Below are 26,045 nucleotides of genomic sequence, written 5' to 3' on the forward strand. Positions count from 1 at the left end.
TATTTTACATCATTTCAAGGGTATAAAAACTTTTTAACCCAGATTGAAGGTATAAACTGGCACTAGAAATGAGAGAGCGGTATCATGGGAATGATAAATGATAAAAGGAGGAACAGTGATTGAAAAAACGTCGATTGGGCAGTACAGGTATTGAGGTATCAGAAGTTGGATTTGGTGCCTGGCAGCTGGGTAATGGAAAAGACTGGTCCGAAATGAGTGACAAAGAGGCGGTTCGTCTGGTTCACGAAGCATTGGACCAGGGATGCAATTTTTTTGATACGGCACCAACATATGGGGGCGGCAAAAGTGAAAGTATTCTAGGTCAGGCTCTTTCAGGGAGACGGGACGAAGTAGTCATCAGCAGCAAGTGCGGGCATCAGGCTGATAAGGTAACGAGTTTTGAACCGGGGGACTTGATCAAATCAGTAGAAGACACATTGAAGCGTCTGAATACCGATTATCTGGACAGTCTTCTGCTTCACAATCCTCCCTTCGACCATCTGAACGGGTCATCTCCCCAGTTCGATGTGCTTAAGCAGCTTAAGAAAGAAGGGAAAATCAGAGCTTATGGTGCATCTGTCGATACAGGAGAAGAACTGAAAGAAGTCATCACCACCTCGGACAGTACTGTTATCGAAGTAATGTTCAACATCCTTTATCAGGAACCTCTGGAACAGATGACTGCGGCTTATGATAAAGGAGTGGGGCTGATAGTCAAAGTGCCGCTCGATTCGGGATGGCTGACCGGAAAGTATGATGCGGACAGTACATTTACAGGAGTGAGGAGCCGCTGGAGCAAATCGGATATCGAATTTAGAGGAGCACTGGTTGATAAAGTCAGAGGAATTATTGGACCGGACACCTCGATGATCGATGCAGCTCTTCAGTATATTCTTTCCTACCGGGAAACAGCGACGGTGATCCCGGGTATGCGGACGAGTGAGCAGGTTAGAGGAAATCTGTCAGCGGCTGATGTGCCTATGTCTGAAGAAATGAAGCAAACGCTGAGACAATTCTGGATAGAGGAAATTGAAGGCAAAGATTTTCCATGGTAAAGCAACTGAGTAATTGATTTAAGAGTCGCCAGAAAAATTCCGGGCCCGTATTCCCGAAAACAGGAATAAGACCCGTAAGTCCAGCCTACCTAGGCGTCCGCATTCATTTTTACAAAAGCTAGGCCGCCGAGTTCATTTGAAGAGATAAAACCAAGGGATCGGTAAAAGGCTTTTGTTTCTTCGCTGTCGTCGGTCATCAGAACCGTCTGCCTGATATAGTCGAACTCTTCAAGCGTCGACTGCATCAGTTTACGACCGATTCCTGATCTCTGATAGTCCGGTCTGACGAGGATGTCCTGGACATAGACAATCGATGCATGATCACTCACTACTCGGATGAGTCCCACAAGTCGATTGCCATGCCAGGCAGACTCGTAATAGGCGCTGCCGTCAAGCAGTCGGGCCATTTTGTCCGGATGATCAGTATAGCCTGTCCACTCGACACTGGCATACAGATCCGTCAGAACAGAAACAGATATTGGACTGTTTGTCTTGTATGTAATAATGGGATTATTCTTAGTCATATAAGCACTCCATTTCAAATTATCATGATTTATCTTTAGTATACCTGTAAAGGAGTACAATGAAATAGAAGATTGAAGATTCAGATTGATTAGATTTGACAATACAACATCAAACTATTAGCCGGAAGGATGTCACCAATGACCGAACAACTACATTATGAACCTGAGCTCATTTTTTACGCAGGAAGTGCTCTGCTTGAAGGACCTGTATGGGATCAGCACAACCAACAGCTCTATTTTGTATCCATATCAGATGGAATCATCTATCGTTTCGATCCGGAAACTACCGAATTGACTACTTACTTAACGGATGGACCGGTCGGAGCAGCGGTTCTTGATAATGAAGGCAAGCTCTTGTCTGCCGAAAAAAGCGGCATCTACCGTATCGATTCGGAAACAGGAGAACGGACATTTATCTGTCAGCCTAATAAGGATGATCGCCTGCGTTACAATGACGGGAAACTGGATCCAAAAGGACGATTTTTCATTGGAACAATGGGTGATGAAGAAGTGATCGAAGGAGCTGCTGCTCTATATATTGTGGAGGGTTCGGAGTATAAGGAAGTCCTCGATGGCCTGACGATTGCCAATGGACTGGGCTGGTCTGAAGGTGGGTCAACCTTCTACCATGTTGAATCGGGAGAGAAAATCGTCCGATCTTTTGCGTATGACCTTGAAACTGGCGAGATTTCTGACGAGAAAGTTCTGTTTGAAGTGACCGACGGGGGCACTCCGGACGGGATGTGTGTAGATCTGGACGGACATTTATGGGTTGCAGAATACGGTGGAGGCAAGGCGTGCAAATGGCACTCCACTACTGGAGATAAACTGATGGAAGTGCAGATGCCCGTGTCCAACGTCACATCGTGCTGTCTAGGCGGAAAAGAACAGGATCACCTTTATCTGACGACCGCAAAAGAAGAGGACGAACCATTATCTGGTGGACTGTTTAAAGTTCTTATCAGGTAAAAAAGATAATCGAATAAGCTGAAATCTGAAAGGCAAGGTCAAATCGCTAAGCGTTTGGCCACTCTAGAATCAAATCGATTGATTCCGGATACAGCACGTCCTTTTATACTCTTTGAAGTAAAAGCGAGGAAGGCCGCCCAATTCAGGCAAACTTAAACGGTCTAGTCTACTGACTGTGTCGTAAGACGCGAAATCAGCCAGGCTAGCTCTCCTTAAAGCTGTGAGTTCGCCCAGGTCTAATACAAATTAATTATGAAAAATCCGGCTGAACTGAGCCGGATTTTTTGTCCTCATAGTTCTTTAGTGATTCGGCTAAAGTTACGTGCTGAATAAGGGAAATATAATCAATATACATCTGAAGTCCCTGTCTTTTTTGTGAAAAAAAGGGTAAACTTAAGCTGACTAATTCATTTGAAGGAGGAAAGCCCATGCAACTAATGACTGACTATTTTGCCATTCTGCTGCCTTTAATCATACTGCAGCTTATTCTATTGGTTACCGCAATCGTTCATCTGGTCAGGAATGACCGACTGTCTCAAGGAAATAAAATTATCTGGGCACTGGTTATCGTTTTCGTTAACATTATCGGACCGATTATTTATCTGATATTTGGAAGGAAAGAAGACTGATGGCCGTACTTGAAATTGAACAGCTCAAAAAGTCATATGGGACACAGAACGTCCTTGATGGCGTCACTTTTTCAGTAGACAGCGGGTCAGTTTACGGCTTTATCGGGAAAAATGGTGCGGGGAAAACGACAACAATGACGATTGCCCTGGGCCTGCTAAAACCAGACGAAGGAACGGTCAGAATCAATGGTGAGCGGGTGACATATGGAGATACAAAAACCAATAAGTATGTAGGTTATCTGCCAGATGTGCCCGAATTTTATCCATTTTTGACTGCCGGGGAATACATGGCATTGTGCGCAGATGTCAGTGGGCTCGACAAGAAAGAGAGCAAGAAGAAAATAAGCGAGCTCCTTGAAATGGTCGGGCTGGAAAACAACAAGAAGCGGATAAGGAATTATTCCAGAGGGATGAAACAGAGACTCGGAATAGCGCAGGCGCTTATCAATGATCCGATTCTGCTGATCTGTGATGAACCGACGTCTGCACTGGATCCAATCGGAAGGCAGCAGCTGCTGGCAGTTTTGAAGAAAGTGAAGGAAAAGACGACGGTCATCTTCTCGACGCACATTCTTACAGATGTTGAAGCAGTCTGTGACAAAGTGGCGATACTGAACAACGGGAAAATCGTCAAGCAAGGTTCAGTGGAACAATTGAAATCAGAAGTGAAAACCAATCAGTGGACGGTGGTTCTGGAAACTGAAGAAGAAGCGGGAAGAGTAGCAGAAGCACTTGAAACTCATCCTGAATTGCTGCCGGTCAAGCAGACAGGTGTCAAAGTTGAAGGAACATCAGAGTCTGCAGCAGAGGGCATGAGTAAAATCCTCAATTGTCTTCATACTTTATCTGTTATACCAGTAAGAGTTGAACGCAAGGAGCCGACTATGGAAGAAGTGTTTATGGAGGCGATCAGATGAGAGGCTATGGCGCTTTTATTCAGAAAGAAATAAGAGAAAACAGCCGGAATTATAAGTTCTTCATTCTGGGCATCGTTTTTGCAATTGTTGGCCTGCTGAGTCCGTTGAGTGCGCGATTTCTACCGGAACTGATGGAAAGTCTTATGGATGAAAACATCACAATCATTCTTGCTGAACCGACTCACATCGATTCGTGGCTTCAGTTCTTCTCCAATATCAATCAGATCGCGCTAGTCGCTTTCGTACTGGTATTCAGTCCGGTGATGGCAAAGGAATATGAAAAAGGGACCTTCATTCATATGGTCACTAAAGGGTTGCCGCGTCTGACGATTTATGGTGCTAAACTGACTGTTCTGCTGCTCAGCTGGACAACCTTTTATCTTATAAGCTTCCTGATCACCTTGGCTTATACGGTCTATTACTTTCCGGAAGGGACAAGTGATGGCCTGTTCATCTCGGTGGGGAGTCTCTATTTGTTCGGTCTTCTGATTATCAGTCTCCTGATGCTTTCAGGGGTCCTGTTCAGGAACAGCTATGCACCGCTCCTGACCGTTGGAGGAGGAGTTGCCGTATTATTTATTGGAAGCATCTTTCCGGTCATTGAGAGATGGAGCCCGCTTCAGCTTGCTACTAGAAACGTTGAAGTCCTGAGACTTCAGTCAACTGATCCGGCATTCACTCGTGGTGTGGTCATCACACTTCTGATAACCGTGCTTTTCACGATAACAGGGGGCTTTATCTTCAGACGAAAAGCTTTACAGTAATTTCAAAAGCAGAAAGTAGTCCAGAAAATAAACACCTCCCGATCTGAAGCAGACCATTTACAGGCTCTGTCAGAATCAGGAGGTGTTTTTTTATTGGTCACACAGAAACTCATCAGAGAATGAGCAGGCTTGCACCGTACATCATGTGAATTGAGCGAAGATATCCAAGCCCAAAGGCGACTCGCCTTCTACAGCTTGATCCGTTTCACGATCGTACTCAAGATAAGGGCCGCCCGTTACGTAGACAAAAGCAGTCAGCAGATATTTGGACTGATACTCCTGAATGGCTTTCGCCTTTTCTTCTGGAACGAAACCGATCGGTGAACCCTCGACGACGACCAGAATACGGTCTTTTTCTTTGACGTTAAAATCAACATTTACGGTTGTGATGCTTTCATACTTGTATACGCGTTTACTCAAAGCTGTCATGTCTTCAAGTGTTTTGCCGTTATAGTAGTTCTTGAACGGATCTTCTTCTACCATTTTAGCAACGACAGTGTTTATAGTCGACTCGTCCGCTTTCAGTTCATGCGCAGTCAGTTTGGCTTCGTACTTGACGGTAATTTGATCCGTTTCTGCGTCACTGACCGGTTCACTGCTGGATGCCGGTTTGTTTTTACCTTTAAAGAAATCAAATAGTCCCATGGTGATCCCCTTTCTAAAATTACCTTTTTCTTTATCTAAGAATACTGAAAGTGCTGATAATAGTCAATTTAATACGTATTGTCTACAGATTCAAAACGTATGAGTTGCAGATAAAAGACTCATTTGTCACACTTAAGTAAAGAAGTTATAACTCATTACAGGAGGTTTTTTGTATGGTCGAGACACATCGGTTTAAAGCACAGTCTCCTTTTCCTAATCACCCTTTACCAGTGATTATTTATCCGAAAGCTGTAGAGGAAGTCATTCAGGATTATTCTGACCCTGGAGAAGCAGTCAAATCGTTTTTTTCTAACAATGGCTATACGAACGGATGGGTGAATGGAATCTATGATTTTCATCATTTTCATTCAAACACACATGAGGTTCTTGGCTGCGTGTCAGGAAGAGCGACTGTTCAGCTTGGCGGGCCACATTCGAATGAATTTACTGTAGAGGCCGGAGATGTCATGCTTCTCCCAGCTGGGGTTGCACACAAACTGCTGACATCTACTAATGATTTTCAAGTGGTCGGCGCTTATCCAAATGGTGAAAGTCCGGACCTTCAACGCGGAGATGCTGTCGATTACGAGCGTGTTCAACAGAGGTGTTACGACATACCCGTTCCAGAAACAGACCCCGTTGGTGGCGAAAATGGAGCAGTTCAGGACTACTGGGCCATAACTTCTGGATAACAATATGAATAAGTAAAAGCTGATGCAGGTGAGAGATGTGTAAACATACTCACCTGCATCAGTTTTTTGTTAAGAATCGACAAAAAAAGTTGCTACAGGATTATTCTATAAGAAATGCTTATAGTGCATATAAAAATTAACAGTTAGACTTTATCTTAAAACCCCTTTATTATCAATTTGTAAGCGATTACTGAATGGTTAGTTTTTAATCAGGCTTCAGTATTCAGATGAAATAACATATACAATTACTTATAGGAGGTCACTCATGAGAGAAGTAGTAATAGTTGAAGCAGCACGTACGCCAATAGGTTCTCACGGTGGAGCATTTAAAGATGTCTCAGCAGTAGATTTAGGAGTAGCTGCTGTAGAAGGGGTAATGAAAAGAATCAGTCTGGATCCTGATCAGGTAGATGAACTGATTTTTGGGAACGTCTTGAGTGCAGGACTTGGTCAGAATGTAGCCAGACAAATTGCGGTCCGTTCCGGTATTCCGGAAAAAAGCCCTTCGTTTGCAGTGAACAAGTTATGTGGCTCCGGACTGAAGGCTGTTACATTGGCAGCACAAGCCATCATGCTAGGAGATGCGGATGTTATCATAGCCGGAGGAACAGAGAGTATGAGTAATGCGGCCCATGTGATGGAAAACGCCCGCTGGGGTCAGCGTATGGGCGATATGACAGTCGTCGATACTATGCTGAAAGATGGTCTGGTGGATGCATTCAATGAGTATCATATGGGTGTCACGGCAGAGAATATAGTTGAGAAATACGGGTTTACAAGAGAAGAACAGGATCTGTTTGCAGAGACTAGTCAGAATAAAGCTGAAGAAGCAATAAAAAGTGGACGGTTCACAGACGAAATCATACCTGTAGAAGTGCCTCAACGTCGAGGGGAGCCGGTATCAGTTGGAACCGACGAGTATCCTAAATTTGGCATGACAGTTGAAAAGCTTCAGAAGCTGCGACCAGCATTCAAGAAAGACGGGTCGGTGACAGCTGGAAATGCGTCTGGAATCAATGACGGAGCCGCTGCTTTAGTAATGATGAGCAGAGAGAAAGCGGATGAGTTGGGTCTGAAGCCTCTGGTCACATTAAAAGCTTATGCAAGTGCGGGTGTAAGTCCAGAAATTATGGGTTGCGGACCGATTCCTGCGTCACAGAAAGTTCTGGAAAAAGCTGGACTGACTGTTGAAGATCTTGATCTGATCGAAGCGAATGAAGCTTTTGCAGCGCAGGCATTGAGTGTCGTCAAGGATCTGGAATTGAATACAGATATTGTTAACGTTAATGGAGGAGCAATCGCTCTGGGCCATCCGATAGGAGCAAGTGGAGCGCGCGTACTGGTCACTCTGATTCATGAAATGATAAAGAGACAGTCTAACACAGGTCTGGCTACCTTATGTATTGGCGGCGGAATGGGTATAGCTGTTCTAGTTGAACGACAGGAGGATGACAATGGATAAAGTAGTAGACTTAAAAGAAGCGATCAAGGATATTAGAGATGGGGATACCCTGATGATCGGGGGCTTCATGGCGAATGGTGCTCCAGAAAAACTGATCGATGCTCTGATCGATCATGGGGTAAAGGATATTACTCTTATCAGTACCGATACTGGGTTAGTGACGACTGGATCAGGAAAGCTGATTGCCAGAAAGCTGATAAAAAAACTGTATGCGTCACATATCGGTACAAATAAAGAGACAGGCCGCCAGATGAATGAAGGAGAAACTGAAGTCATCCTGGTGCCACAAGGGACGCTGGCTGAACGCATCCGCGCTGGCGGATATGGACTAGGCGGGTTTCTGACTGAGACTGGGGTAGGGACTCTAGTAGAAGAAGGCAAGCAGAAGATTACAGTTGATGGAGTGGAGTACTTGCTTGAGACCCCACTTAAAGCGGATTATGCACTGATTCATGCAGCAAAAGCGGATCGCAATGGAAACCTGGTGTACAGAGGATCGACGAATAACTTCAGTAACGTGATGGCATCTGCTGCGAAAGTCACGATTGTGGAAGCTGATGAAGTTGTTGAAAATGGAGACCTGGATCCGAATACAGTGCATACGCCGGGTGTATTTGTTAACAGGGTAGTCGATGGAGGTGCACTTAATGGATAAGCATGAAGTTCAGGAATTTATCGCAAAACGAGTGGCAAAAGAACTGGAAGATGGATCGATCGTCAACCTGGGGATTGGACTACCGACTAAAGTGGCCAACTATATTCCAGATGATGTAGAAGTTCTGTTCCAGTCAGAAAATGGGTTCGTCGGACTTGGGCCTTCCCAGACAGAGGACACGTACGATCCTGATATAGTCAATGCTGGAGGTCAGCCTGTGACAATAAAACCAGGAGGAGCATTCTTCGATTCTGCGGTATCCTTCGGGATCATTCGAGGGGGGCATGTCGACCTGACTGTCCTAGGTGCACTTCAAGTCGATGAAAAAGGAAATATTGCCAATTATATGATTCCCGGTAAATTAGTACCTGGAATGGGTGGAGCCATGGATCTTCTCAATGGGGCTAAAAAAGTGATTGTTGCCATGCAGCATACGGCTAAGGGCAATCATAAGATACTTAAAGAATGCAATTTACCTTTGACCGCTCAGGGTGCAGTAGACACCATTATTACTGAAATGGGGGTCATAAAAGTTACAACTGAAGGGCTTCTGCTGACAGAAATCAATCCTGAATTCACCATAGAACAAGTACAGGAAGCGACTGAAGCTAAGCTTTATGTAGACAAAGAACTGAAGAAAATGAAAGCATAATAATCTATAAAAAACTGGAGGAATAACACATGGTAGAGGGACAAGTTGTATTTATAACAGGAGCAGCAAGCGGAATCGGTCATTCAATCGGAATGGAGTTTTTAAATGCAGGAGCTAAAGTCGTGTTTACTGATATCAATGAGGAGAAACTGAATGAAGTGACTAAAGCTCTTCAGGAAAGCGGAAAAGACTGTATGGGGATTAAAGTCGACGTGACAAGTGAAGAAGACATCAAGTCTGCTATAGAAAAAACTGTAGAAAAATATGGTCGTCTCGATGTTCTGCTTAACAATGCAGGCCTGCAGCATGTTTCACCGATCGAAGACTTTCCGACTTCTAAATATGAGTTCATGATCAAAGTGATGCTGACTGCACCTTTCATGGCTATCAAGCATGCCATGCCTATTATGAAAAAACAGGGGTTCGGACGCATTCTGAACATGGCATCAATTAACGGACTGATCGGTTTTGCCGGAAAAGCTGCTTATAACAGTGCAAAGCATGGTGTCATTGGGCTGACCAAAGTGGCTGCTCTGGAAGCTGCTGAATATGGCGTAACAGTCAATGCCATCTGCCCAGGCTATGTAGATACACCACTGGTCAGAGGTCAACTGAATGATCTGGCTTCCACGCGCAATGTTCCACTGGAAAGTGTACTCGAAGATGTTATTTATCCTTTAGTGCCGCAAAAGCGTCTTCTGGATGTTTCTGAGATCGCACACTATGCTATGTTCATCAGCAGCGAAAAAGCTCAGGGTATTACAGGCCAGGCTTTGGTTCTGGACGGCGGATATACCGCACAATAATAAAAATCAGGGTAGCAGTGGGAGCAGATAGGTGAGCTTCCACTGGCCACCTATGAGAACAATGACTAAAAGGTATGGGAATGCCTATCTGAATCAGCACTTACTTAGAAAGAGGAGTGACAGAAGTGGAAGTATTAGGAATAATAGTTGGGTTATTTATATTAATGGGGTTAGCGTATCTTGGGTATTCGATTATCTGGGTCGCGCCGCTCGCAGCTGGATTTGTCGCATGGACAGGCGGGCTGGATCTTCTCGAAGCTTACACAGGAATTTATATGTCCGGACTAGTCGGCTTCCTGCAGACCTGGTTTCCAGTCTTCATGCTGAGTTCCATATTCGGAAAATTAATGGAAGATTCCGGAATGGCCAGATCTGTAGCGTTGAAACTGTCCGCATTACTGGGAGAAAAAAGAGCCATTCTGGGTGTGTTTCTATCTGCGGCCGTTCTGACATACGGTGGGATCAGTCTGTTCGTAGTGGTATTTGCAGTGTATCCACTTGCCTTGTCACTATTCAGACAAGCGAATCTGCCAAGACGCCTGATACCTGCAACGATTGCACTAGGGGCGTTCACATTTACAATGACGGCAATTCCAGGAACACCTCAGATACAGAATCTGATTCCGATGCCATATTTCAATACTACGCCAACAGCTGCACCGATCATGGGGATTGCAGCAGCGCTGGTCATGGCATTCGGAGGCTATTTCTATCTGATGTGGAGACAGAAACAGCTGATCAGTAAAGGAGAAGTCTTTGATGAGCCAAAAGATAATACAGTCATTGAAGTAACGGAAGAGCCACCTAACGTCTTTCTGTCACTGATTCCGCTTATTTCTGTACTGGTTACATTGAATGTTTTTGAATGGAACATTGTCGTCGCTATTCTGGTGGGAATCATTCTGATTCTTTTGCTTAGTCTGCCTAGAATCAAACGCATTGGTGTATCCGGCTCAATCAACGATGGGGCTAAAGGGTCTGTGACAGCTATCCTTAATACTAGTGCTGCTGTTGGTTTCGGCACAATCGTCCAGGCTGTTCCTGGATTTGCAGTCCTGACATCCGGGCTGATGGCTATCCCGGGTAATCCGCTGGTGTCACTGGCCGTCGCAGTCAACCTTCTTGCAGGTGCGACTGGATCAGCTTCAGGTGGGATGGGGATTGCTCTTGAAGCATTGGGAGAACAATACTTCCAGTTGTCTCAGACGTCCGGTATAGCACCAGAAGCGTTTCATAGAATTGCATCGATCTCTTCAGGAGGTCTGGATGTCCTACCTCATAACGGGGCCGTTCTGACACTTCTGACCATTACCACATTGTCACATAAAGAGAGTTACATGGATATAGCTGTCGTCGGCATTATCATTCCGATTCTGTCAGCTGTTGTCGGTATCGCGCTAGCATCGATCGGCTTAGTATAAAAAGGAAAGCGAAGGCGATACATTTTGTATCTGACCTTCGCTTTCTTAAATTTTATAGATTATGTGACAGATAGATTGTCTGCAGTCAATTAAGTTTATAGTAGTCTTTCATGTAATTGAACACATAGTCTTCTACGCGTGAATAACGCGTTTTTTTTCGTCTACATAAGGTGACATCCCAGTATATGGGCTCGTCGAACGGCTTGCAGGTCACATCGTCCATAGAATAGTATTTTGCTACTGGCGATGGGAGAACAGTGATCAGGCTTGAATGTCGAGTCGAGTTCAGCAAAAGATCCCAGGATGCAGATTGAAGAGACAATTTCGGTTTGATCTGCAAGTCGGCGAATTTTCTGAGCAGCTGATGGTGAATCATATAAGTTGAATCAAAGATCGCCATGGGCTGATTGTGAAGGTCCTGCCACGTAATGACATCTTTGTGAGCTAAGGGATGATCGACACTCATGAATGCTGATAAGGTGTCTCTAGACAAGGTCACTTCTTCTATGCTGTCTGAATCAAGTCCGGTAGGTTTGAGCAGAACAGCTATAGGCAGGTCCTGAAGAAGCAGATCTTTTTTCAGTTCCATGGCACCGGCCTCTTTAACTTCAAAGCCGATTTTAGGATTTTCAGCCAGCATGATCGGCAGGATTTCTGGAAAGACGATCGATATGACGACTGGGGGAATTCCGATGCGAATATTGCCTTTAAGCTGAGCGGATTCTTCCTGAAGGTCTTCTGTCATAGCTTCAAAGCGCTCGATGATTTCTTTTGCATGACTGTACAGGACGTCACCTGCACCTGTCAGATTCTGCAGACGTCCGTGAGAGCGTTCGAACAACTGAAGATTCTCAGTTTTTTCCATGATCGATATGGTCTGGCTGAGTGCAGGCTGAGAAAGATGAAGGGCTTTGGAAGCTTTTGACATATTAAAATCAGCTTCAACAATAGCGACAAAATAATATAACTGCTTGATATCCATAAGAGGTCCTTTCTCCATTTTTGATGCATGGGCGTATATATGAGCAGTATACCAAAGATTTGCTCTACTGATATCACCGTGCCTGGAATAAATGGGAAAAAAAACTGAGCTGAATGAAAAGGAGAGGGACTCACCTTTCGTTCAGCTCAGTAGAGTAACGTATAGTTTAAGTGATCAGCTGACCAGAATCAGAACTTCTCTCGGGTTGATGATCAGTTTATTGCCGGTGATCGTTCCCAGAGGATCTAGTCCGGCTGTGTGACGGTTGGCAATGATCGTCCATTCTTTAGGCAGCGGGTAGCTGCTTTTCAGTTCGACCCGGTCGGGCTGCTGGTTTGAGTTCACCACAACAGCCATCATTGACCAGTCACCTTCACCGGTAGTGTTCGGGATCGTATAGGCTAGAAGGTTTTCTCTCAGCTGTGAGAAGAAAACGGCGTCGCCAGTCTGATTCGTGTCATCCCGGAGTGGAGCATACGCCTTTCTGATAGCGATCATGCCCTTGTAATAGTTGACAAGGTCGATATGCTCATAGGTGCGCGTCCAGTCAAGGAGATTGATGTCGATGGATGAACGGAAACTATTGTCATCGCCGTATTTCGTCCGACCCCATTCTTCACCCGCCTGCATGAAGACACCTCCAAGAGAAGTATACAGCAGTGCAGCGTTCAGTTTGTTCATCTGAACCAGATCCAGGTTTCGCTCGTAAGAAGACTTCTTAAGAGTAGAAGCCACTAGTTTGTCATAGAGGGTCAGGTTATCATGAGCAGATGAATACGTCACGACCTGACTCGGATTACGTGCCCACTGCTTTTCATCCGGCAGGCGGAAACGTCCCACATCAGACTGAGTGTTGGCCAGAATACTGGCAATCAGATCATTCGTCGCATAGGCGCTGTCTTCATGTCCGTTGGCTCCCTGCAGAAACCCACCTTTATCGGCTTCAAAGACAGGGCCTTTGACCGCATCACGGAATTCATCATTAAATATGGCTATGCCGTCCTCGAAATCACCGATATGGTATTTATCAGCTGGTTTATTGGGCTCATAAATGGCTACACTTCCAGCATTCCAGGGTTCTCCGTAGAGAATGACATCGTTGTGACCTTTCTCATTCAAGGTCCGTCTCAGCTTGTTTATGGTATCGACATCGTGCAGACCCATGAGATCAAACCGAATGCCGTCGATATGGTATTCTTCGACCCAGTATACAATAGAATCAATAATGTACTTGCGCATCATTTTCCGTTCGCTAGCTGTTTCGTTCCCGCAACCTGATCCGTTGGATAAAGACCCGTCCGATTCCTGACGATAATAGTAGTCAGGTACAGTCAGCTGGAACCAGGAGTTCTCAAACGTAAACGTATGGTTATACACCACATCCAGGACCACACCGATCCCCTTCTTATGAAGACTGGCGACCATTTTCTTGAATTCCCTGATTCGACTGAGTGGATCGGCTGGATCAGATGCGTACTTGCCTTCAGGGACCATATAGTTCTTTGGATCATATCCCCAGTTGTATGCAGGAGAAGTTTCGTCATTTTCATAATCGAAAGCAGGGAGGAGGTGCACATAATTGATTCCGAGCTCGCTGATATAAGCCAGTCCTGCCGGCTGATCAGGCTGATCGAACACATGGACCTGATCATCAGTAAAGGCCAGATATTTTCCTCGATGTTCTTTTTTAAACGTTGCAGACTCGTCACTTGAAAAGTCCTCAATATGGATTTCCCAGATCATGGCATCCGTGATTCGTGAGACCCGCTCAAACTGGTCCTCTGACCATCCCTTTGGATCCGTTTCGGCTAAATCGATGACAGCAGACCGGTTTCCGTTCAAGCCGACAGCTCTGCTGTAGAGATCAGCGGCCTCAGTTTCAACACCATCGTGAATAAATGAATACGTATAAAATAATCCCTTCAAGTCCTCATTGACCGTCAGTTCCCAGACAGTGTCTTCCAGAGACATCTCCAATTTTCGGGACGATGTGTCTGAGTCAGCTGAGTCGTACAGATTGACCCAGGCCTGTTCAGCAAGAGGGGACCAGACCTTGAATGTTGAGGAAGCGGCTGTATAGGTCAGTCCCAGATCATCCTGACTGTAGCGGTTATCTTCAAGATAGGGAATGCGTTTTTCCAAAGGCTGACTGCTGTTCATAGTAACAATCCTTTCTTTCTACTTATTATAAAGTATACCATGCAAGTCAGTGCTCAATCTAAAAGAATGATAAAAAGGCTGTCCAGCACTTTCCATCATTCTTTCATTCTATATGATGCCGATGAGTTCCAGAAGGGTAGTCCATCCCAGACTGTATAAGGCAATCGATAATGGTTTTCCTAAAAGGATAATGACTGACACTTTCAGAATGGACATACTGGATAGACCGGCAAGGTAACAGACCACATTATCAGGAGCAAACGGGACAAAAATGACAGTAGTAAAAAAACGTTCGAATGTCTTGCCGTTTGTTAGTTTATCTTCGTATTTTTCAATCCTGCTCTTGCTGACCAGTTTTTCCAGAGCCGAGTGACCGTAACGTCTCACAATGAGGAAAGCCAGAATGGATCCAATACTGATGCCGATATAATTATATAGAACACCAATGACTGGTCCATATAATACGACACCTGCCGTTACGGTAATAGCTGAAGGAAGAAGGGGAAGGAAAATCTGCAGAATCTGCAGCAGGATAAATATAGCTACAGAAAACCGGCCAAATCCGTGAACGTAGGCTACGAAATCTTCCCGTGAGTTGAACACGCCACCTTGCCAGGCAAAATAAATAAGTATGATAGACAGGCACAAACCGATGAGGCTCAACACATCGATCCATTCCAGTTTACGATGCAGCTTCTCCACGCAACTTCCTTCTTTCCAGAGTATACTAGTTCTATTTTATCAGGGAACTAAAAAAAACGCTCATAAGAACGCTTTTGTCAGTCGATCATTCTATTATATCTACAAAGATTTTAAATGCTGCCTTATGTCCGATGACCGTTTTTTCACCAGCTGGCGTCTCGAGAGTCAACGGGCCGTCATACGGTTCGATTTCAGCTAAGGTGTATTCTTTACCTAAGTGAACTTTCTTATATAGCAGATATTCCAGGAAGTCCTCCTGATCATCCACTTCCTGTATTTTGAACCGGTCACCGACTCTGCACTCAATAAGCGGAGTAGAATGTATTTCCGGGACTGTACCATCCTGATTCGGAATCACTCCACCGTGAGGATCAAATGTCGGTTCCTCCAGAAATATATTAAGGCGTTCGATCAGAAGATCTGAAGACACATGCTCCAGAAGGTCGGCATCCGCATGGACCTCATTCCAGTCGTACCCCAATTTTTCTGCAAGAAAAACTTCCCAGATCCGGTGTTTTCTAATTAGCTGATTAGCAATCAGCAGACCCTTTTCAGTAAGCATGACACCCTGGTAAGGCAGGTGTGTGATAAGCTCTTCCTTGAGCAGACGTGTATTCATATCTGTCACAGATGCGGCAGATATTGAAAGCATCCGTACCAGGTCCTTGTTGGTCACTACCTTTTCTTTTCCGCCAAGTTCAAAAATTGCTTTTATAAAATCCTCTTTATTGGGTGTCATCGTTATACCCCTCTATCTTTTTCATTTCTATAAAAGTGTACCACATTTATCAGTTTCTAATCAAAGGGGGATTTAATTTTTGGTTCACGGTTGACTGAAAATATTTTTTAGGGTAGACTAAAAATAATTAAAGTAAAATAGCGCTACTTGTATAGAAGGAGATAGGTATTAATGAAATGGGTAAAAGGATTAGCATTGATGGCAGGTGTCGTGTCACTGGCAGCTTGCGGAAATGAACAGGCAGATGAGGTTTCGGAGGATAATCCATTGAATGTTGTGGCGACTACATCTATGATCGCTGATCTTATGGAGACGATCGGTGGAGAAAACGTGTCAGTAGAAGGGCTGATGGGTCCCGGAGTCGATCCGCATGATTACCAGCCATCCACATCTGATGTAAATGCTATGTCAGAAGCAGACATTGTCGCGTATAATGGATTAATGCTAGAAGAACGCTTTGTAGAAGTCTTTGAACAATTGGATGAAAGAGGGGTCTTCACGATCGTCATGGCAGATGCCTTGAATGAAGGGGAGCTTCTCGATCCGGAAGAAGATGAAGAGAATCTGGAGTATGATCCGCACATCTGGTTCAGCGTCTCTCACTGGGAAACAATTACAGCTTATGCAGCAGACCAGCTGAGTGAAAAAGATCCGGACAATGAAGACTATTACCAGGAGAATGCTGAGGCATATTTAGTTGAACTGGGTGAATTAAGAACGTATATTGAAGAAAGAATTGAAGAAGTACCGGAACAGTCCCGCTATCTGGTGACGGCACATGATGCGTTCCAGTATTTTGGAGAAGAGTTTAATTTTGAAGTGGTCGGTCTGCAGGGATTGAATACACAGACAGAAGCGGGAACTGGAGATATCAGTCAGCTCGCAGACTTCCTGGTAGACAATGAGATCAATGCGGTATTTGTTGAGAGCTCGGTTTCGCCAAGAAACATCGAAGCGCTGATCGAAGCAGCCGGAAGCAGAGGGCACGAGGTAGTCAACGCCGGAGAATTGTATTCCGATGCATTAGGCAGTGAAGAAGACGATGCAGAAACCTATCTGAAAATGTACCGTGCCAACATCGATACGATCGTTGACGGTCTGGCTGACTAAGTTCAGCTGAACACAGCAGGTTTTTAACAGAAAGAAGGAACAGGTGTGGAAGATAAACAGGCAATTTCAATCGAACATTTGACGGTCGCTTATGATGCGAGGCCGGTCTTGTGGAATATTACCACAGGATTTAAAGAAGGCCGTCTGACGGCGATCATTGGTCCAAATGGGGCAGGAAAGTCGACTCTGATTAAATCAGTATTGAATTTTCTTCAACCTATCACTGGAACAGTGGCCTTTTCCATACAGGATGAACAGAACGTTCCTTATAAGAAAGTGAAAAACAGCGTAGCCTATGTCCCTCAGAATACATCAGTCGACTGGGATTTCCCGGCTACCGTTCTGGATGTCGTTCTGATGGGCAGATATGGCCACCTTGGCTGGCTGAAGCGACCAAGAAAGAAAGATAAAGATTTAGCCAAACAGATGCTTTTAAAAGTCGGACTTCCAACTTTTGCCTCCCGTCAGATCAGTCAGCTGTCTGGCGGTCAGAGGCAGCGTGTGTTTCTGGCGCGTGCGCTGGCACAGGAAGCAGACATCTATATTATGGACGAACCGCTCTCGGGCGTTGATATGAAAACTGAACGTATCATCATGAAACTGCTGAAAAAACTGGTTGAACAGGGCAAGACCGTTATTGTGGTCCATCATGACTTGCAGACGGTAGAAGACTATTTTGATGATGTCGTGTTCATTAATCGGGAAGTCATTGCACAAGGACCGGTTGAAGAGGCGTTTACTAAAGAAAATATTGATGAAACCTATCATCAGGACCGAAACCTGGGAGAAGGTGAAGACTGATATGCTGGAACAGATCAGATTTCTGCTGAATGACTATACGTTTCAAGTCGTTGCTTTAGGCACCGGCTTCTTAGGGCTGTTAAGCGGAGTGATCGGAACCTATGCGACCTTAAGGAAAGAAAGTCTGCTGGGGGATGCACTAAGTCATGCAGCTTTACCTGGAATAGGGATCGGCTTTATTCTTATCCAAAGAAAAGAACTGTCTGTACTGATGCTTGGGGCAATCATTTCAGGATTGATCGCTACAGTCATTATTCAGACAATGAGCAGGAAGACCGTGGTCAAACTCGACAGTGCCTTGTCCCTGATCCTGTCCAGCTTCTTTGGGCTGGGCCTTGTCATCCTGACATCGATCCAGAATAATCCGAACGCGCAGCAGGCTGGACTGAGTAACTTTATTTTCGGGCAGGCCAGCGCTATGCTTCGAAGCGATGTCCAGATGATCGGTCTGACTGGGCTGGTCCTGCTGATTCTGGTGGCCTTATTCTGGAAGGAATTTAAAGTGTTTACATTTGATCCAATGTTTGGACGGACATTAGGTTTCTCAGGTAAGATTGTTGAATCTCTCCTGTCCACAATGATTGTCGTAACCATTATTTTAGGACTGGAATCAGTAGGAGTCATTTTGATCAGTGCTTTGCTGATCGGTCCGTCAGTAGCTGCCCGTCAATGGACGAACCGGTTGAGTCTGGTCATGCTGCTGGCAGCCGGTATTGGTTTTGTTTCCGGTGTGACGGGTACCTTTATCAGCTCTATGGGGACTCGAATACCGACAGGTCCGTCGATCGTAGTCGTTGTCAGTCTATTTGTGTTTCTCAGCCTCTTCATATCTCCTAAAAGGGGAATTCTGGCTAGACACGTGGCCTACAAAAAGAGACAGAAAGTATTTATGAAACAGATCAGAAGTCTGGAGGAGTGAGCGCGATGAGCATGATCAATGAAATAACCCTGATAGCGATTGTTGTTGCCGTCGCCTGTGCACTTCCAGGTGTCTTTCTGGTATTGAGAGGTACTACGATGGTATCCGATGCGATCACACATACTGTTCTGCTTGGAATCGTTCTGGCCTTCTTCGTTACACAGGATCTGAATTCGCCTCTTTTGATGATCGGAGCTACGCTTGTCGGGGTGGCGACAGTCTGGTCAATAGAAGCGCTCCAGCAGACTAAACTCTTGTCCAACGATGCAGCTATCGGTATTGTCTTTCCATTATTTTTCAGTATAGCGATCATTCTGATCACACGCTATGCAGGAAACGTCCATCTGGATGAAGATTCTGTCTTGATGGGCGAACTGGCCTTTGCGCCTTTCAGACGTCTGATGCTTTTCGGTTTAGATGTAGGACCGAGAGCGCTCTGGACAATGCTGGTCATCCTGCTGATCAACAGTCTCTTTATTGGATTGTTCTATAAAGAGCTTAAAATTACAACATTTGACGCAGGATTTGCTGCAGCGCTGGGATTCTCCCCGGTCCTTATTCACTATGGGCTGATGACCCTTGTTTCTCTGACAGCAGTTGGGGCCTACGATTCTGTAGGATCCATTTTAGTTGTGGGATTTATGGTCGGGCCTCCGCTGGCGGCCTTTCTACTGACAAATAAGCTGCATATCATGATTGGTCTGACAGCTGTAATGGCAGTGATCAACAGTACAGCAGGAGTGAGGCTGGCCTTTATGCTTGATACGACGATTGCAGGAATGATTGCTGTGGTGACAGGAGTCACAACTTTACTTGTCTTTGTTTTTTCTCCGGAAAAAGGACTGATCAAAGCGACGGTCAACCGAAAAAGAGAACAGAAGAAAATCGATCAGCGTCTTAAGGAAATAAGCTGATCAGATTGGTCGGTAGAAAAATATCTTGAAGAAGCAAAATAAATCTGGATCATGAGCCCCTGCTGTTATGGGTCAGGGCTGCTCACGATCCAGATTTTTTTATTTTATATTAAGTAAGTATGTGGCTTAACTGTTGACGTGTCGAGGCTGAACGGCACGCGAAGCTTTTCTTATTTTAGCGTCGTGCTTCGTTTGATTAGTCTGAAAGACAACGGCTTGAGTGCATCGGTTGGCTGATTCAGTGTCTGAAGAAGCAGACGGCAGGCATTGTTTCCCTGTTCTTCTATCGAATAATCAATGGTTGTCATATCCATCACATCGCTGACATCCAAGTTGTCGAATCCGATGACTGATATGTCTTCAGGTACACGAAGCCCTTTCCTTCTAAGTCGGGAAACGACAAGAGCTGCAATGGAATCAGAATGAGTGACCACTGCATCTGGCTTGACTTCAGCAGATTCGTACCATAGGGTAAAGGCATCGACTTTTTCTGCTGTGACCGTATCGATGAACAGCTCAGAGTGATGCGGATCAATCTGATGGTCTCTGCAGAAGTCTGCATAAGCATCGATCCGCCGCTGGGTATTCAGTCCTTTAGCTGTGCCGTATAAATTGACGATCTGACGACAGCCGGTTTCCCAGAGATAGTCGAGAGCAAGGCGATGTCCTTTATAGTGATCGATGAAAACAGAAGGAATCTGCTCTGAATCGACATTGTGTAAGGTGACGACTGGGCCAAAGGATGCATACTTTTCCAGAACAGACCAGTCATTGGCGCGGTAAATCAGGAAAATGCCGTCCAGCTGTTTGGATTTCAGAAGATCAAAAGCTTCCCGTTCTCTTTTTTTATCCCCGTTTGTAACGAAGAGAGTCGTTGTATAGCCGTTCGCATAAGCTGTAGAGATAAATGAGTTGATACGGGCTACTGCAGTATCATTGAACTGTGTACTGATGATCCCTAAGTTTTTAGTAGATCCTGTTCTCAGATGCTGGGCATTTTTGTTTGGGCTGTAGTTCAGCTGTTCAATGGCCTCTTCTACTTTACGTCGGGTCTCTTCTCCAACATACCCGCTTGAATTGATGACGCGGGAAACAGTAGCGGATGACACCCCGGCGTGTCGGGCAATATCCAATATAGTTGGCATTCGTGCACCTTCTTTCCTTGCATTCATTATATCAGATATTCTTATAACCTGTGAAAATGAAAAAACTGCCCGGTATGTATCCTGGAGAATCTTAAGCTCCTTGATACATGACGAGCAGGTGTAATGGATTATCTGCTGAACAGAGCAGAGAAGTAGGTGAGCCATTTATTTGAAGAGGGAGGATTTTCCTTAACCTTTTCCTGTTCACTGCTGATGGACAGGAGTTCATTTTGAGCATGAACGGCTTTGTCACTTAGAGAAGCTTTTTTATACAGCCCGTCACTAGTCAATATCCAGGCTTTCGTATTGTCATAGAGATAAAGCTTGAGGATAGAGAGAATATGAGATTTCAAAAGGGGTTCAAGTACTGGAAAGGCTATTTCAACACGCTTGATCATGTTTCGTGTCATCATATCGGCAGAAGAGAGGTAAAGGTTTTCCTCACCATTATGATAGAAGTAATAGACACGACTATGTTCAAGAAAGCGGCCCACAATGCTTCTCACCGTAATGTTTTCACTTATACCAGGGATGCCCGGAATCAGGCAGCAGATCCCTCTGACAATCAGCTCGATTTTGACGCCTGCCTGACTGGCTTCATACAGTTTGAGCAGCATTTTCTTGTCGGTCAATGAATTCATTTTAGCAATGATATGGCCGTTTCCATATCGGGTATGCAGTTTAATTTCCTTTTCAATATTTTCAATGAATGCATCCCTGATATCGAAAGGAGAAACATGAAGGTAGTGATAGTCAGGCTGATCCGAATACCCGCTCAGATAATTGAAGAAATCGAACACATCCTGAGTGATTTCGTTATTGGATGTAATAAGCCCCATGTCCGTATAGAGTCGAGCGGTCTGTTCATTATAGTTTCCAGTCCCAAGATGGACATAACGCCTGAACCCGTCCGTCTCTTTTTTTATGACCAGAGTGGCCTTGCTGTGGGTCTTCAGACCTTTTACACCATATAATATATGAGCTCCCGCTTCTTCCAGCTCCTTGGCCCAGTGAACATTATTCGCTTCATCGAACCGGGCTTTCAGTTCTACGAGAACAGTCACTTGTATGCCTTTCTTTGCTGCATTTTTCAGTGCTTCAACTAAAGGGGAATCATCACTGACCCTGTAAAGAGTCTGCTTGATGGACACTGTCCGGTCGTCTTCGGCTGCTTCCCTGACAAAGGAGATGATCGGGTCAAAGGCATCAAAAGGATGATGGAAAAACAGATCCTTTTTCCTTGCCAGGGAATAGACTGACTGCTTTTTCAGCTCAGATGGATAAGACGGCTTAAAAGGCTTGAAGGATTCTGTTATTCCCTGTTCTTTCAAAAGAGGGATAACTTCACTTAAAAAAGTGAGATCCAGCGGGCCATTCAGGGTGTAAATATCCCGTTGCTTGATAGATAGAGCTTTTTTAAGCAAGGCGACATCTTCATTAACTGAAACTGCACTTTCTCTCCGGTCTATTTCGAGCCTTACCGCCATCCCGTTTTTACGTTTTTCCAGATAGTCTTCAATGGCCGAGAGCAGATCCTCTGCGCCTTCTTCCTGAATCTCCAGATCGGCATTTCGTGTGATCCTGAAAGTGAAGGAATACGTGACATCATAGCCTTTGAAGAGATCAGACAGAAACGAATAGATCAGGTCTTCGATCAGCAGGAGATACGTATGCTCATTGTTATGAACAGCATAAACCCTGGACAGACGTTCCGGAACGGGCACGATAGCTATGAAGGGCTCACCGGACCGCTTCAGTTTGACGAACAAGTGCAACACACCATCGCTTAAATGTGGAAAGGGCCGATAAGCATCGATGCCGTAAGGAGTGATAGCCGGCTTAATTTCCCTTTCGAAGATCGCTCGGGCTTTATTCTTATCGCTTTCGTTCAGTTCCCGGACTGATTTGAAATAAAGTCCTTTTTCATTCAGCTGCTTTCTTTTAAGATCGAACAGATCATACTGGCGGCGTACATTGATCCGGTTTTTCTTAGTGATTTCCTGAAGCTGCTTTTTAGGAGACCACATTTTTTTCGTGTCCGGCTCTTCAACACCCATTTTCTGCTGATCCTGAAGACCAGCGACTCTGACTTTATAGAATTCATCCAGATTTGAGGACCCTATGGATAAAAAAGTCAGCTGCTCCAATATAGGATTGGCAGGATCGTTCGCTTCTTCTACGACACGGGCATTAAAATCAAGCCAGGACAGTTCTCTGTTCTGGAAGTAAATCGGATTATCAATCAAGATTTCTTTACTGCTCATACTTATTCCTCCGCTTTATATAGAGCCTTCAGTCACACTCTTAAGTGAAATAGTCAGTGGTTTGCCAAGAACCCGTTCGAAATGGTTTTTATGCTTGTTTACCCGATATTCTTCTGCAATGGCGTCACCCATATATGTCACATCCAGACGGTAATCATCCCCGTCTTCCTCGAGAGCCATCTCCTGAACGAAATTGACATGTGAATCATTCAGCGCCTCCGCAAACTTGATGATGCATCCCAGATGAAGCAAGGCTTCTTTTTCATCCTCGCTGAACCAGTCGTCTACAGTTTTTACATATTGCTTGAACAGTGATTTGTTTTTATAGCTGGCCAGTAGAGCCAGTCTGACCCGGTCTTTATGACTGAATCCATGAAGATTCGTATTGGAAATGATGTAGAATGTATGCTGCGATTTGGAATCATCTTCTATATAACTGCCGAGATAATATAAGGTCGCTCCATAATGAAGAAGATAGAGCTGCTCGTCACTGACTTTGAGAATACCTTTTTCCTTAAGAAGAGTAATGAGCTGGTCAGCGAGCATGATTCGCTGATGGGCACTGATCGGGCGGATATCATACTGTTTGAACAGGCGTTGAACGGTCTGTCGCTTCACACCGTAAAGATCATAAGGCTCCCTGTACTCTTTATTCAGACGTTCAAGGATGATGCCTTCACGCAGACCTCTGTTACTAATGGCAAAGCTTGGCGCAGCCATCACATTAACTAGTTCTTTGAAGACGATTCCTGCTGGAATGATGATGTCCCGGCGATCTTCACTTAAGCCATCAAGATCGCTCAAGTCTTTCATGGAGCTTTTTACAAGCAGATCAAAGGTGTTTTCCAGTTCCTCCGGTGTCATCTGGTACTCATGGATACCGGCTATCGGATAATCGATCTGACGCTGGTTGATTTCAGCATAGTTACGTGCTGACCCGCCGATTCCGATTAGAGGCACCTGCGCATCAGGAACCCAGTCCAGCTGTCTGAACTGATCTCTGATCCACTGAGTCGCTTTCTCGATAGCTTTTTTATCATTGTGCTTTTTGTCTGAGAAAAACTGACGTCTGAGAGAAACCGTTCCGAAAGGGAAACTGTGTACTTCCTTCACTTCCTTGTCTTTGAAAAGGGTCAGTTCAGTACTCCCCCCACCGATATCAATGCTGATTCCATCCATAAGATCCATAGTATGCCGGACAGCATAGTTTCCGTAATAGGCTTCTTTTTCTTCCGCAAGGAGCTCCAGATCAAGTTGAAGCTCGTCTTTTACCTGATGGATGATCTCATCCCGGTTCACCGATTGACGAACAGCGGCAGTAGCTATTACCTTCATATCCTTTATAGAGTAGCGTTCAGCTATTTCAGTGAAACTTCTGAGGACAGCCAGGAGTAAGTCGATCCCCTCATCAGACATCTTCTTGCTGTCGTCCAGATACTGGACCAGGCGGGCAGGTGTCTTGATATTCTGCAGCTCGGTCACGCCCTGATAGTCGTCCATTTCGAAGATGACCAGCCGTATTGTATTTGATCCCACATCTATTAGTCCAAACCGTTCATTAGCCATAATGCACGCTCCAATCTCCTTTTTGTCTTTAAAACTGCTTGATTTCTTAACTTAATCATACTAAAAGCAGGAAGGCTATGTCTAAAATCAGACCTTTTTTACGATTATATTACAAAAAGATAGAAAGCGATACCATAACCGGGTTTAATTACAATAAGTACAGATATGTCGGTTAATATGTATGAATATTTTGAATTTCTGTAACAAATTGTAAGGATATAGAAATGTACTTCATGCAATTTCTCGGTATAATAGCGTGGCATTGAACAACTTATTTTAAGATATCTCAAATTCAAAAGAGAAAGGATTGTTCTTTAAGCGATGAAAAAGAATATAGTGGGGATGGTTGTAGCAGTACTGGCCTTCCTGTCCTTAGGTCAAATAACCACTGCATCAGCCCAGACGCTAGAAGCTATTCGGGAGCAGCAGGAACAAACTCAAGATGAAATCGATTCATTACAAAAGGAAGTCAATACCGTGCTGGAAGAAGTGAGCGTATTGAGCACCGAACTAGCTGAACTGGATGTTGAAATCGAGGAAAAGCTGGAAGAAATCGGTCAAACTGAATCTGAAGTGGCAGCACAGGAAGAAATCGTTGAGGCCAGAATGGAACAGGCAAAACAGCGTCTTCAGTCTCTTCAGTTAAATGAATCCACGCAGAATATTGTATTGACTATACTTGAATCTGAAAGCCTATCTGATTTATTCAACCGTGCCCTTGTTATTATGCGTCTGACAGATGCAGGTAATCAGCAGCTGGAACTGGCTGAAGAAGAAGTTCAGGTTCTAGTAGCTCTGCAGGAAGAACTTGAAACAGCACAGCAGGAACTGGAAGAGAGACGAGAACTTGCCGCCTCACAGAAAGAAGTCTTTGACGGAAAAGTTTCCGAGCTGCAGGCTCTGATCAGAGATAATCAGTCTCAGCTGACTGAACTGATCGAAAGAGAAGCAGTAGAAGAAGCGAGAATCGAAGAAGCACGTCGAGTGGCTAGAGAAGAAGCTGCGAGAGCAGCTGCACAGAAAGAAGAAGAGGAAAGAGCTGCGCGTGCCGCTGCAAGAGCAGAAGCTGAACAGCAAACTGAAGTATCTGTTTCTTCTTCAATCAATTCTAGTGCACAGGCTGCGGAACAGAATTCATCAAACAGCTCATCTTCAAATTCAAGTTCAAGTAATAATTCGAGTTCAAACGTAAATTCAAACTCAAATTCAAACAGCAGCACAGCTCCTGCACCAGCTCCTGCTGAACCGGAAAAAAGTTCCGGTAGAACGTTACGTGTTCAGGCTACAGGGTATTCAACTAAGCAGCCTAACTTAAGCACACATACGGCAACCGGCATCGATTTGAGAATTAATCCGCGCGTTATTGCAGTTGATCCTTCTGTTATTCCACTAGGATCAATGGTAGAAGTTGAAGGCATGGGCGTTTATATTGCCGGAGACACTGGTGGAGCAATTAGAGGAAACATCATTGATATCCATTTCCAGACAGTAGGAGAAGCACTGAGCTGGGGAAGACGAAGCGTAACCATTCGTGTACTGGATTAATTTCATT

The 26,045-nt window shown here is 44.7% G+C and carries 25 protein-coding genes; 16 read left to right on the forward strand and 9 right to left on the reverse strand.

Translation table 11 applies throughout. The features are described 5' to 3' along the window. The first annotated feature begins 119 nt into the window (after positions 1 to 119). Complete coding sequence (locus BMX79_RS08205) at positions 120 to 1,055, forward strand: aldo/keto reductase (protein WP_091481384.1); 936 nt, start codon at positions 120 to 122, stop codon at positions 1,053 to 1,055. Between the two features lie 89 nt (positions 1,056 to 1,144). On the opposite strand, the gene BMX79_RS08210 is transcribed toward BMX79_RS08205, so the two are convergent. Next, entirely contained in the window at positions 1,145 to 1,579 is a 435-nt protein-coding gene (locus BMX79_RS08210; RefSeq protein WP_091481387.1) for a GNAT family N-acetyltransferase, read from the reverse strand. A 138-nt stretch (positions 1,580 to 1,717) separates the two neighbouring features. On the opposite strand from BMX79_RS08210, the gene BMX79_RS08215 reads away from it, so the two are divergent. The 4 genes from BMX79_RS08215 to BMX79_RS08235 all read left to right on the forward strand — a co-directional run bounded on the left by BMX79_RS08215 (position 1,718) and on the right by BMX79_RS08235 (position 4,858). After that, entirely contained in the window at positions 1,718 to 2,548 is an 831-nt protein-coding gene (locus BMX79_RS08215) for an SMP-30/gluconolactonase/LRE family protein (protein ID WP_170231002.1), read from the forward strand. A gap of 428 nt (positions 2,549 to 2,976) precedes the next feature. Beyond that, positions 2,977 to 3,177 carry a PLD nuclease N-terminal domain-containing protein gene (locus BMX79_RS08225; protein WP_218025371.1) on the forward strand — a complete coding sequence of 67 codons (201 nt, stop codon included), beginning with the start codon at positions 2,977 to 2,979 and terminating at the stop codon, positions 3,175 to 3,177. Next, positions 3,177 to 4,094, forward strand: a complete 918-nt coding sequence (locus BMX79_RS08230) for an ABC transporter ATP-binding protein (RefSeq protein WP_091481394.1) — start codon at positions 3,177 to 3,179, stop codon at positions 4,092 to 4,094. The genes BMX79_RS08225 and BMX79_RS08230 overlap by 1 nt, the downstream gene beginning before the upstream one ends. Continuing rightward, positions 4,091 to 4,858 carry an ABC transporter permease gene (locus BMX79_RS08235; protein WP_091481397.1) on the forward strand — a complete coding sequence of 256 codons (768 nt, stop codon included), beginning with the start codon at positions 4,091 to 4,093 and terminating at the stop codon, positions 4,856 to 4,858. The genes BMX79_RS08230 and BMX79_RS08235 overlap by 4 nt, the downstream gene beginning before the upstream one ends. A gap of 141 nt (positions 4,859 to 4,999) precedes the next feature. On the opposite strand, the gene BMX79_RS08240 is transcribed toward BMX79_RS08235, so the two are convergent. After that, the gene (locus tag BMX79_RS08240; RefSeq protein ID WP_091481400.1) at positions 5,000 to 5,503 is read right to left on the reverse strand and encodes a hypothetical protein; all 504 of its coding nucleotides are present in this window, start codon (positions 5,501 to 5,503) and stop codon (positions 5,000 to 5,002) included. 173 nt (positions 5,504 to 5,676) lie between these two features. On the opposite strand from BMX79_RS08240, the gene BMX79_RS08245 reads away from it, so the two are divergent. From BMX79_RS08245 to BMX79_RS08270, 6 genes are all read left to right on the forward strand, one after another. Next, a complete protein-coding gene (locus BMX79_RS08245; protein ID WP_091481402.1) occupies positions 5,677 to 6,195 on the forward strand; it encodes a cupin domain-containing protein in 519 nt (172 codons plus the stop codon). A 265-nt stretch (positions 6,196 to 6,460) separates the two neighbouring features. Then, a complete protein-coding gene (locus tag BMX79_RS08250) occupies positions 6,461 to 7,657 on the forward strand; it encodes an acetyl-CoA C-acetyltransferase (RefSeq protein ID WP_091481405.1) in 1,197 nt (398 codons plus the stop codon). Further along, positions 7,650 to 8,312 carry a CoA transferase subunit A gene (locus BMX79_RS08255; protein ID WP_091481407.1) on the forward strand — a complete coding sequence of 221 codons (663 nt, stop codon included), beginning with the start codon at positions 7,650 to 7,652 and terminating at the stop codon, positions 8,310 to 8,312. Before BMX79_RS08250 ends, BMX79_RS08255 begins: the two co-directional genes overlap by 8 nt. Beyond that, on the forward strand, positions 8,305 to 8,964 hold the full coding sequence (locus BMX79_RS08260; protein ID WP_091481410.1) for a 3-oxoacid CoA-transferase subunit B: 660 nt from the start codon (positions 8,305 to 8,307) through the stop codon (positions 8,962 to 8,964). Before BMX79_RS08255 ends, BMX79_RS08260 begins: the two co-directional genes overlap by 8 nt. A gap of 29 nt (positions 8,965 to 8,993) precedes the next feature. Further along, a complete protein-coding gene (locus BMX79_RS08265) occupies positions 8,994 to 9,770 on the forward strand; it encodes a 3-hydroxybutyrate dehydrogenase (RefSeq protein WP_091481413.1) in 777 nt (258 codons plus the stop codon). A gap of 125 nt (positions 9,771 to 9,895) precedes the next feature. Next, complete coding sequence (locus BMX79_RS08270) at positions 9,896 to 11,191, forward strand: GntP family permease (RefSeq protein WP_218025369.1); 1,296 nt, start codon at positions 9,896 to 9,898, stop codon at positions 11,189 to 11,191. An 85-nt stretch (positions 11,192 to 11,276) separates the two neighbouring features. Here the strand turns inward: BMX79_RS08270 and BMX79_RS08275 are convergent, their stop codons facing one another. The 4 genes from BMX79_RS08275 to BMX79_RS08290 form a co-directional block, all read right to left on the reverse strand. Next, complete coding sequence (locus tag BMX79_RS08275) at positions 11,277 to 12,173, reverse strand: LysR family transcriptional regulator (protein ID WP_091481416.1); 897 nt, start codon at positions 12,171 to 12,173, stop codon at positions 11,277 to 11,279. Positions 12,174 to 12,347: 174 nt separating this feature from the next. Continuing rightward, positions 12,348 to 14,333: a type I pullulanase gene (pulA, locus tag BMX79_RS08280; RefSeq protein ID WP_091481418.1), complete on the reverse strand. Its 1,986-nt coding sequence runs from the start codon at positions 14,331 to 14,333 to the stop codon at positions 12,348 to 12,350. Positions 14,334 to 14,441: 108 nt separating this feature from the next. Next, the gene (locus BMX79_RS08285) at positions 14,442 to 15,035 is read right to left on the reverse strand and encodes a TVP38/TMEM64 family protein (protein WP_170231001.1); all 594 of its coding nucleotides are present in this window, start codon (positions 15,033 to 15,035) and stop codon (positions 14,442 to 14,444) included. Between the two features lie 85 nt (positions 15,036 to 15,120). Then, positions 15,121 to 15,774, reverse strand: a complete 654-nt coding sequence (locus BMX79_RS08290; RefSeq protein WP_091481424.1) for a metal-dependent transcriptional regulator — start codon at positions 15,772 to 15,774, stop codon at positions 15,121 to 15,123. Between the two features lie 171 nt (positions 15,775 to 15,945). Here BMX79_RS08290 and BMX79_RS08295 point away from each other — a divergent pair, with 171 nt between their 5' ends. The 4 genes from BMX79_RS08295 to BMX79_RS08310 are packed head-to-tail and all read left to right on the forward strand — an operon-like array spanning position 15,946 to position 19,518. Further along, positions 15,946 to 16,884, forward strand: coding sequence for a metal ABC transporter solute-binding protein, Zn/Mn family (locus BMX79_RS08295; protein ID WP_091481426.1), 939 nt, complete (start codon positions 15,946 to 15,948; stop codon positions 16,882 to 16,884). Positions 16,885 to 16,929: 45 nt separating this feature from the next. Then, entirely contained in the window at positions 16,930 to 17,685 is a 756-nt protein-coding gene (locus BMX79_RS08300; RefSeq protein WP_091481429.1) for a metal ABC transporter ATP-binding protein, read from the forward strand. A gap of 1 nt (position 17,686) precedes the next feature. Continuing rightward, the gene (locus BMX79_RS08305; protein WP_091481452.1) at positions 17,687 to 18,604 is read left to right on the forward strand and encodes a metal ABC transporter permease; all 918 of its coding nucleotides are present in this window, start codon (positions 17,687 to 17,689) and stop codon (positions 18,602 to 18,604) included. Between the two features lie 5 nt (positions 18,605 to 18,609). Then, the gene (locus BMX79_RS08310; RefSeq protein WP_091481455.1) at positions 18,610 to 19,518 is read left to right on the forward strand and encodes a metal ABC transporter permease; all 909 of its coding nucleotides are present in this window, start codon (positions 18,610 to 18,612) and stop codon (positions 19,516 to 19,518) included. 170 nt (positions 19,519 to 19,688) lie between these two features. Here the strand turns inward: BMX79_RS08310 and BMX79_RS08315 are convergent, their stop codons facing one another. The 3 genes from BMX79_RS08315 to BMX79_RS08325 all read right to left on the reverse strand — a co-directional run bounded on the left by BMX79_RS08315 (position 19,689) and on the right by BMX79_RS08325 (position 24,493). Further along, complete coding sequence (locus tag BMX79_RS08315; RefSeq protein WP_170231000.1) at positions 19,689 to 20,663, reverse strand: LacI family DNA-binding transcriptional regulator; 975 nt, start codon at positions 20,661 to 20,663, stop codon at positions 19,689 to 19,691. A gap of 128 nt (positions 20,664 to 20,791) precedes the next feature. After that, positions 20,792 to 22,927 (reverse strand): RNA degradosome polyphosphate kinase, encoded by a 2,136-nt coding sequence (locus tag BMX79_RS08320; RefSeq protein WP_091481461.1) that lies wholly within the window; start codon positions 22,925 to 22,927, stop codon positions 20,792 to 20,794. Positions 22,928 to 22,942: 15 nt separating this feature from the next. Then, the gene (locus tag BMX79_RS08325) at positions 22,943 to 24,493 is read right to left on the reverse strand and encodes a Ppx/GppA family phosphatase (protein WP_091481464.1); all 1,551 of its coding nucleotides are present in this window, start codon (positions 24,491 to 24,493) and stop codon (positions 22,943 to 22,945) included. 321 nt (positions 24,494 to 24,814) lie between these two features. Between BMX79_RS08325 and BMX79_RS08330 the strand changes: the two genes are divergently transcribed. Beyond that, positions 24,815 to 26,038 carry a 3D domain-containing protein gene (locus BMX79_RS08330; protein WP_091481467.1) on the forward strand — a complete coding sequence of 408 codons (1,224 nt, stop codon included), beginning with the start codon at positions 24,815 to 24,817 and terminating at the stop codon, positions 26,036 to 26,038. Positions 26,039 to 26,045 lie beyond the last annotated feature (7 nt).

Origin of the sequence: Alkalibacterium pelagium (assembly GCF_900109325.1) — a bacterium.
GTDB lineage: Bacteria > Bacillota > Bacilli > Lactobacillales > Carnobacteriaceae_A > Alkalibacterium > Alkalibacterium pelagium.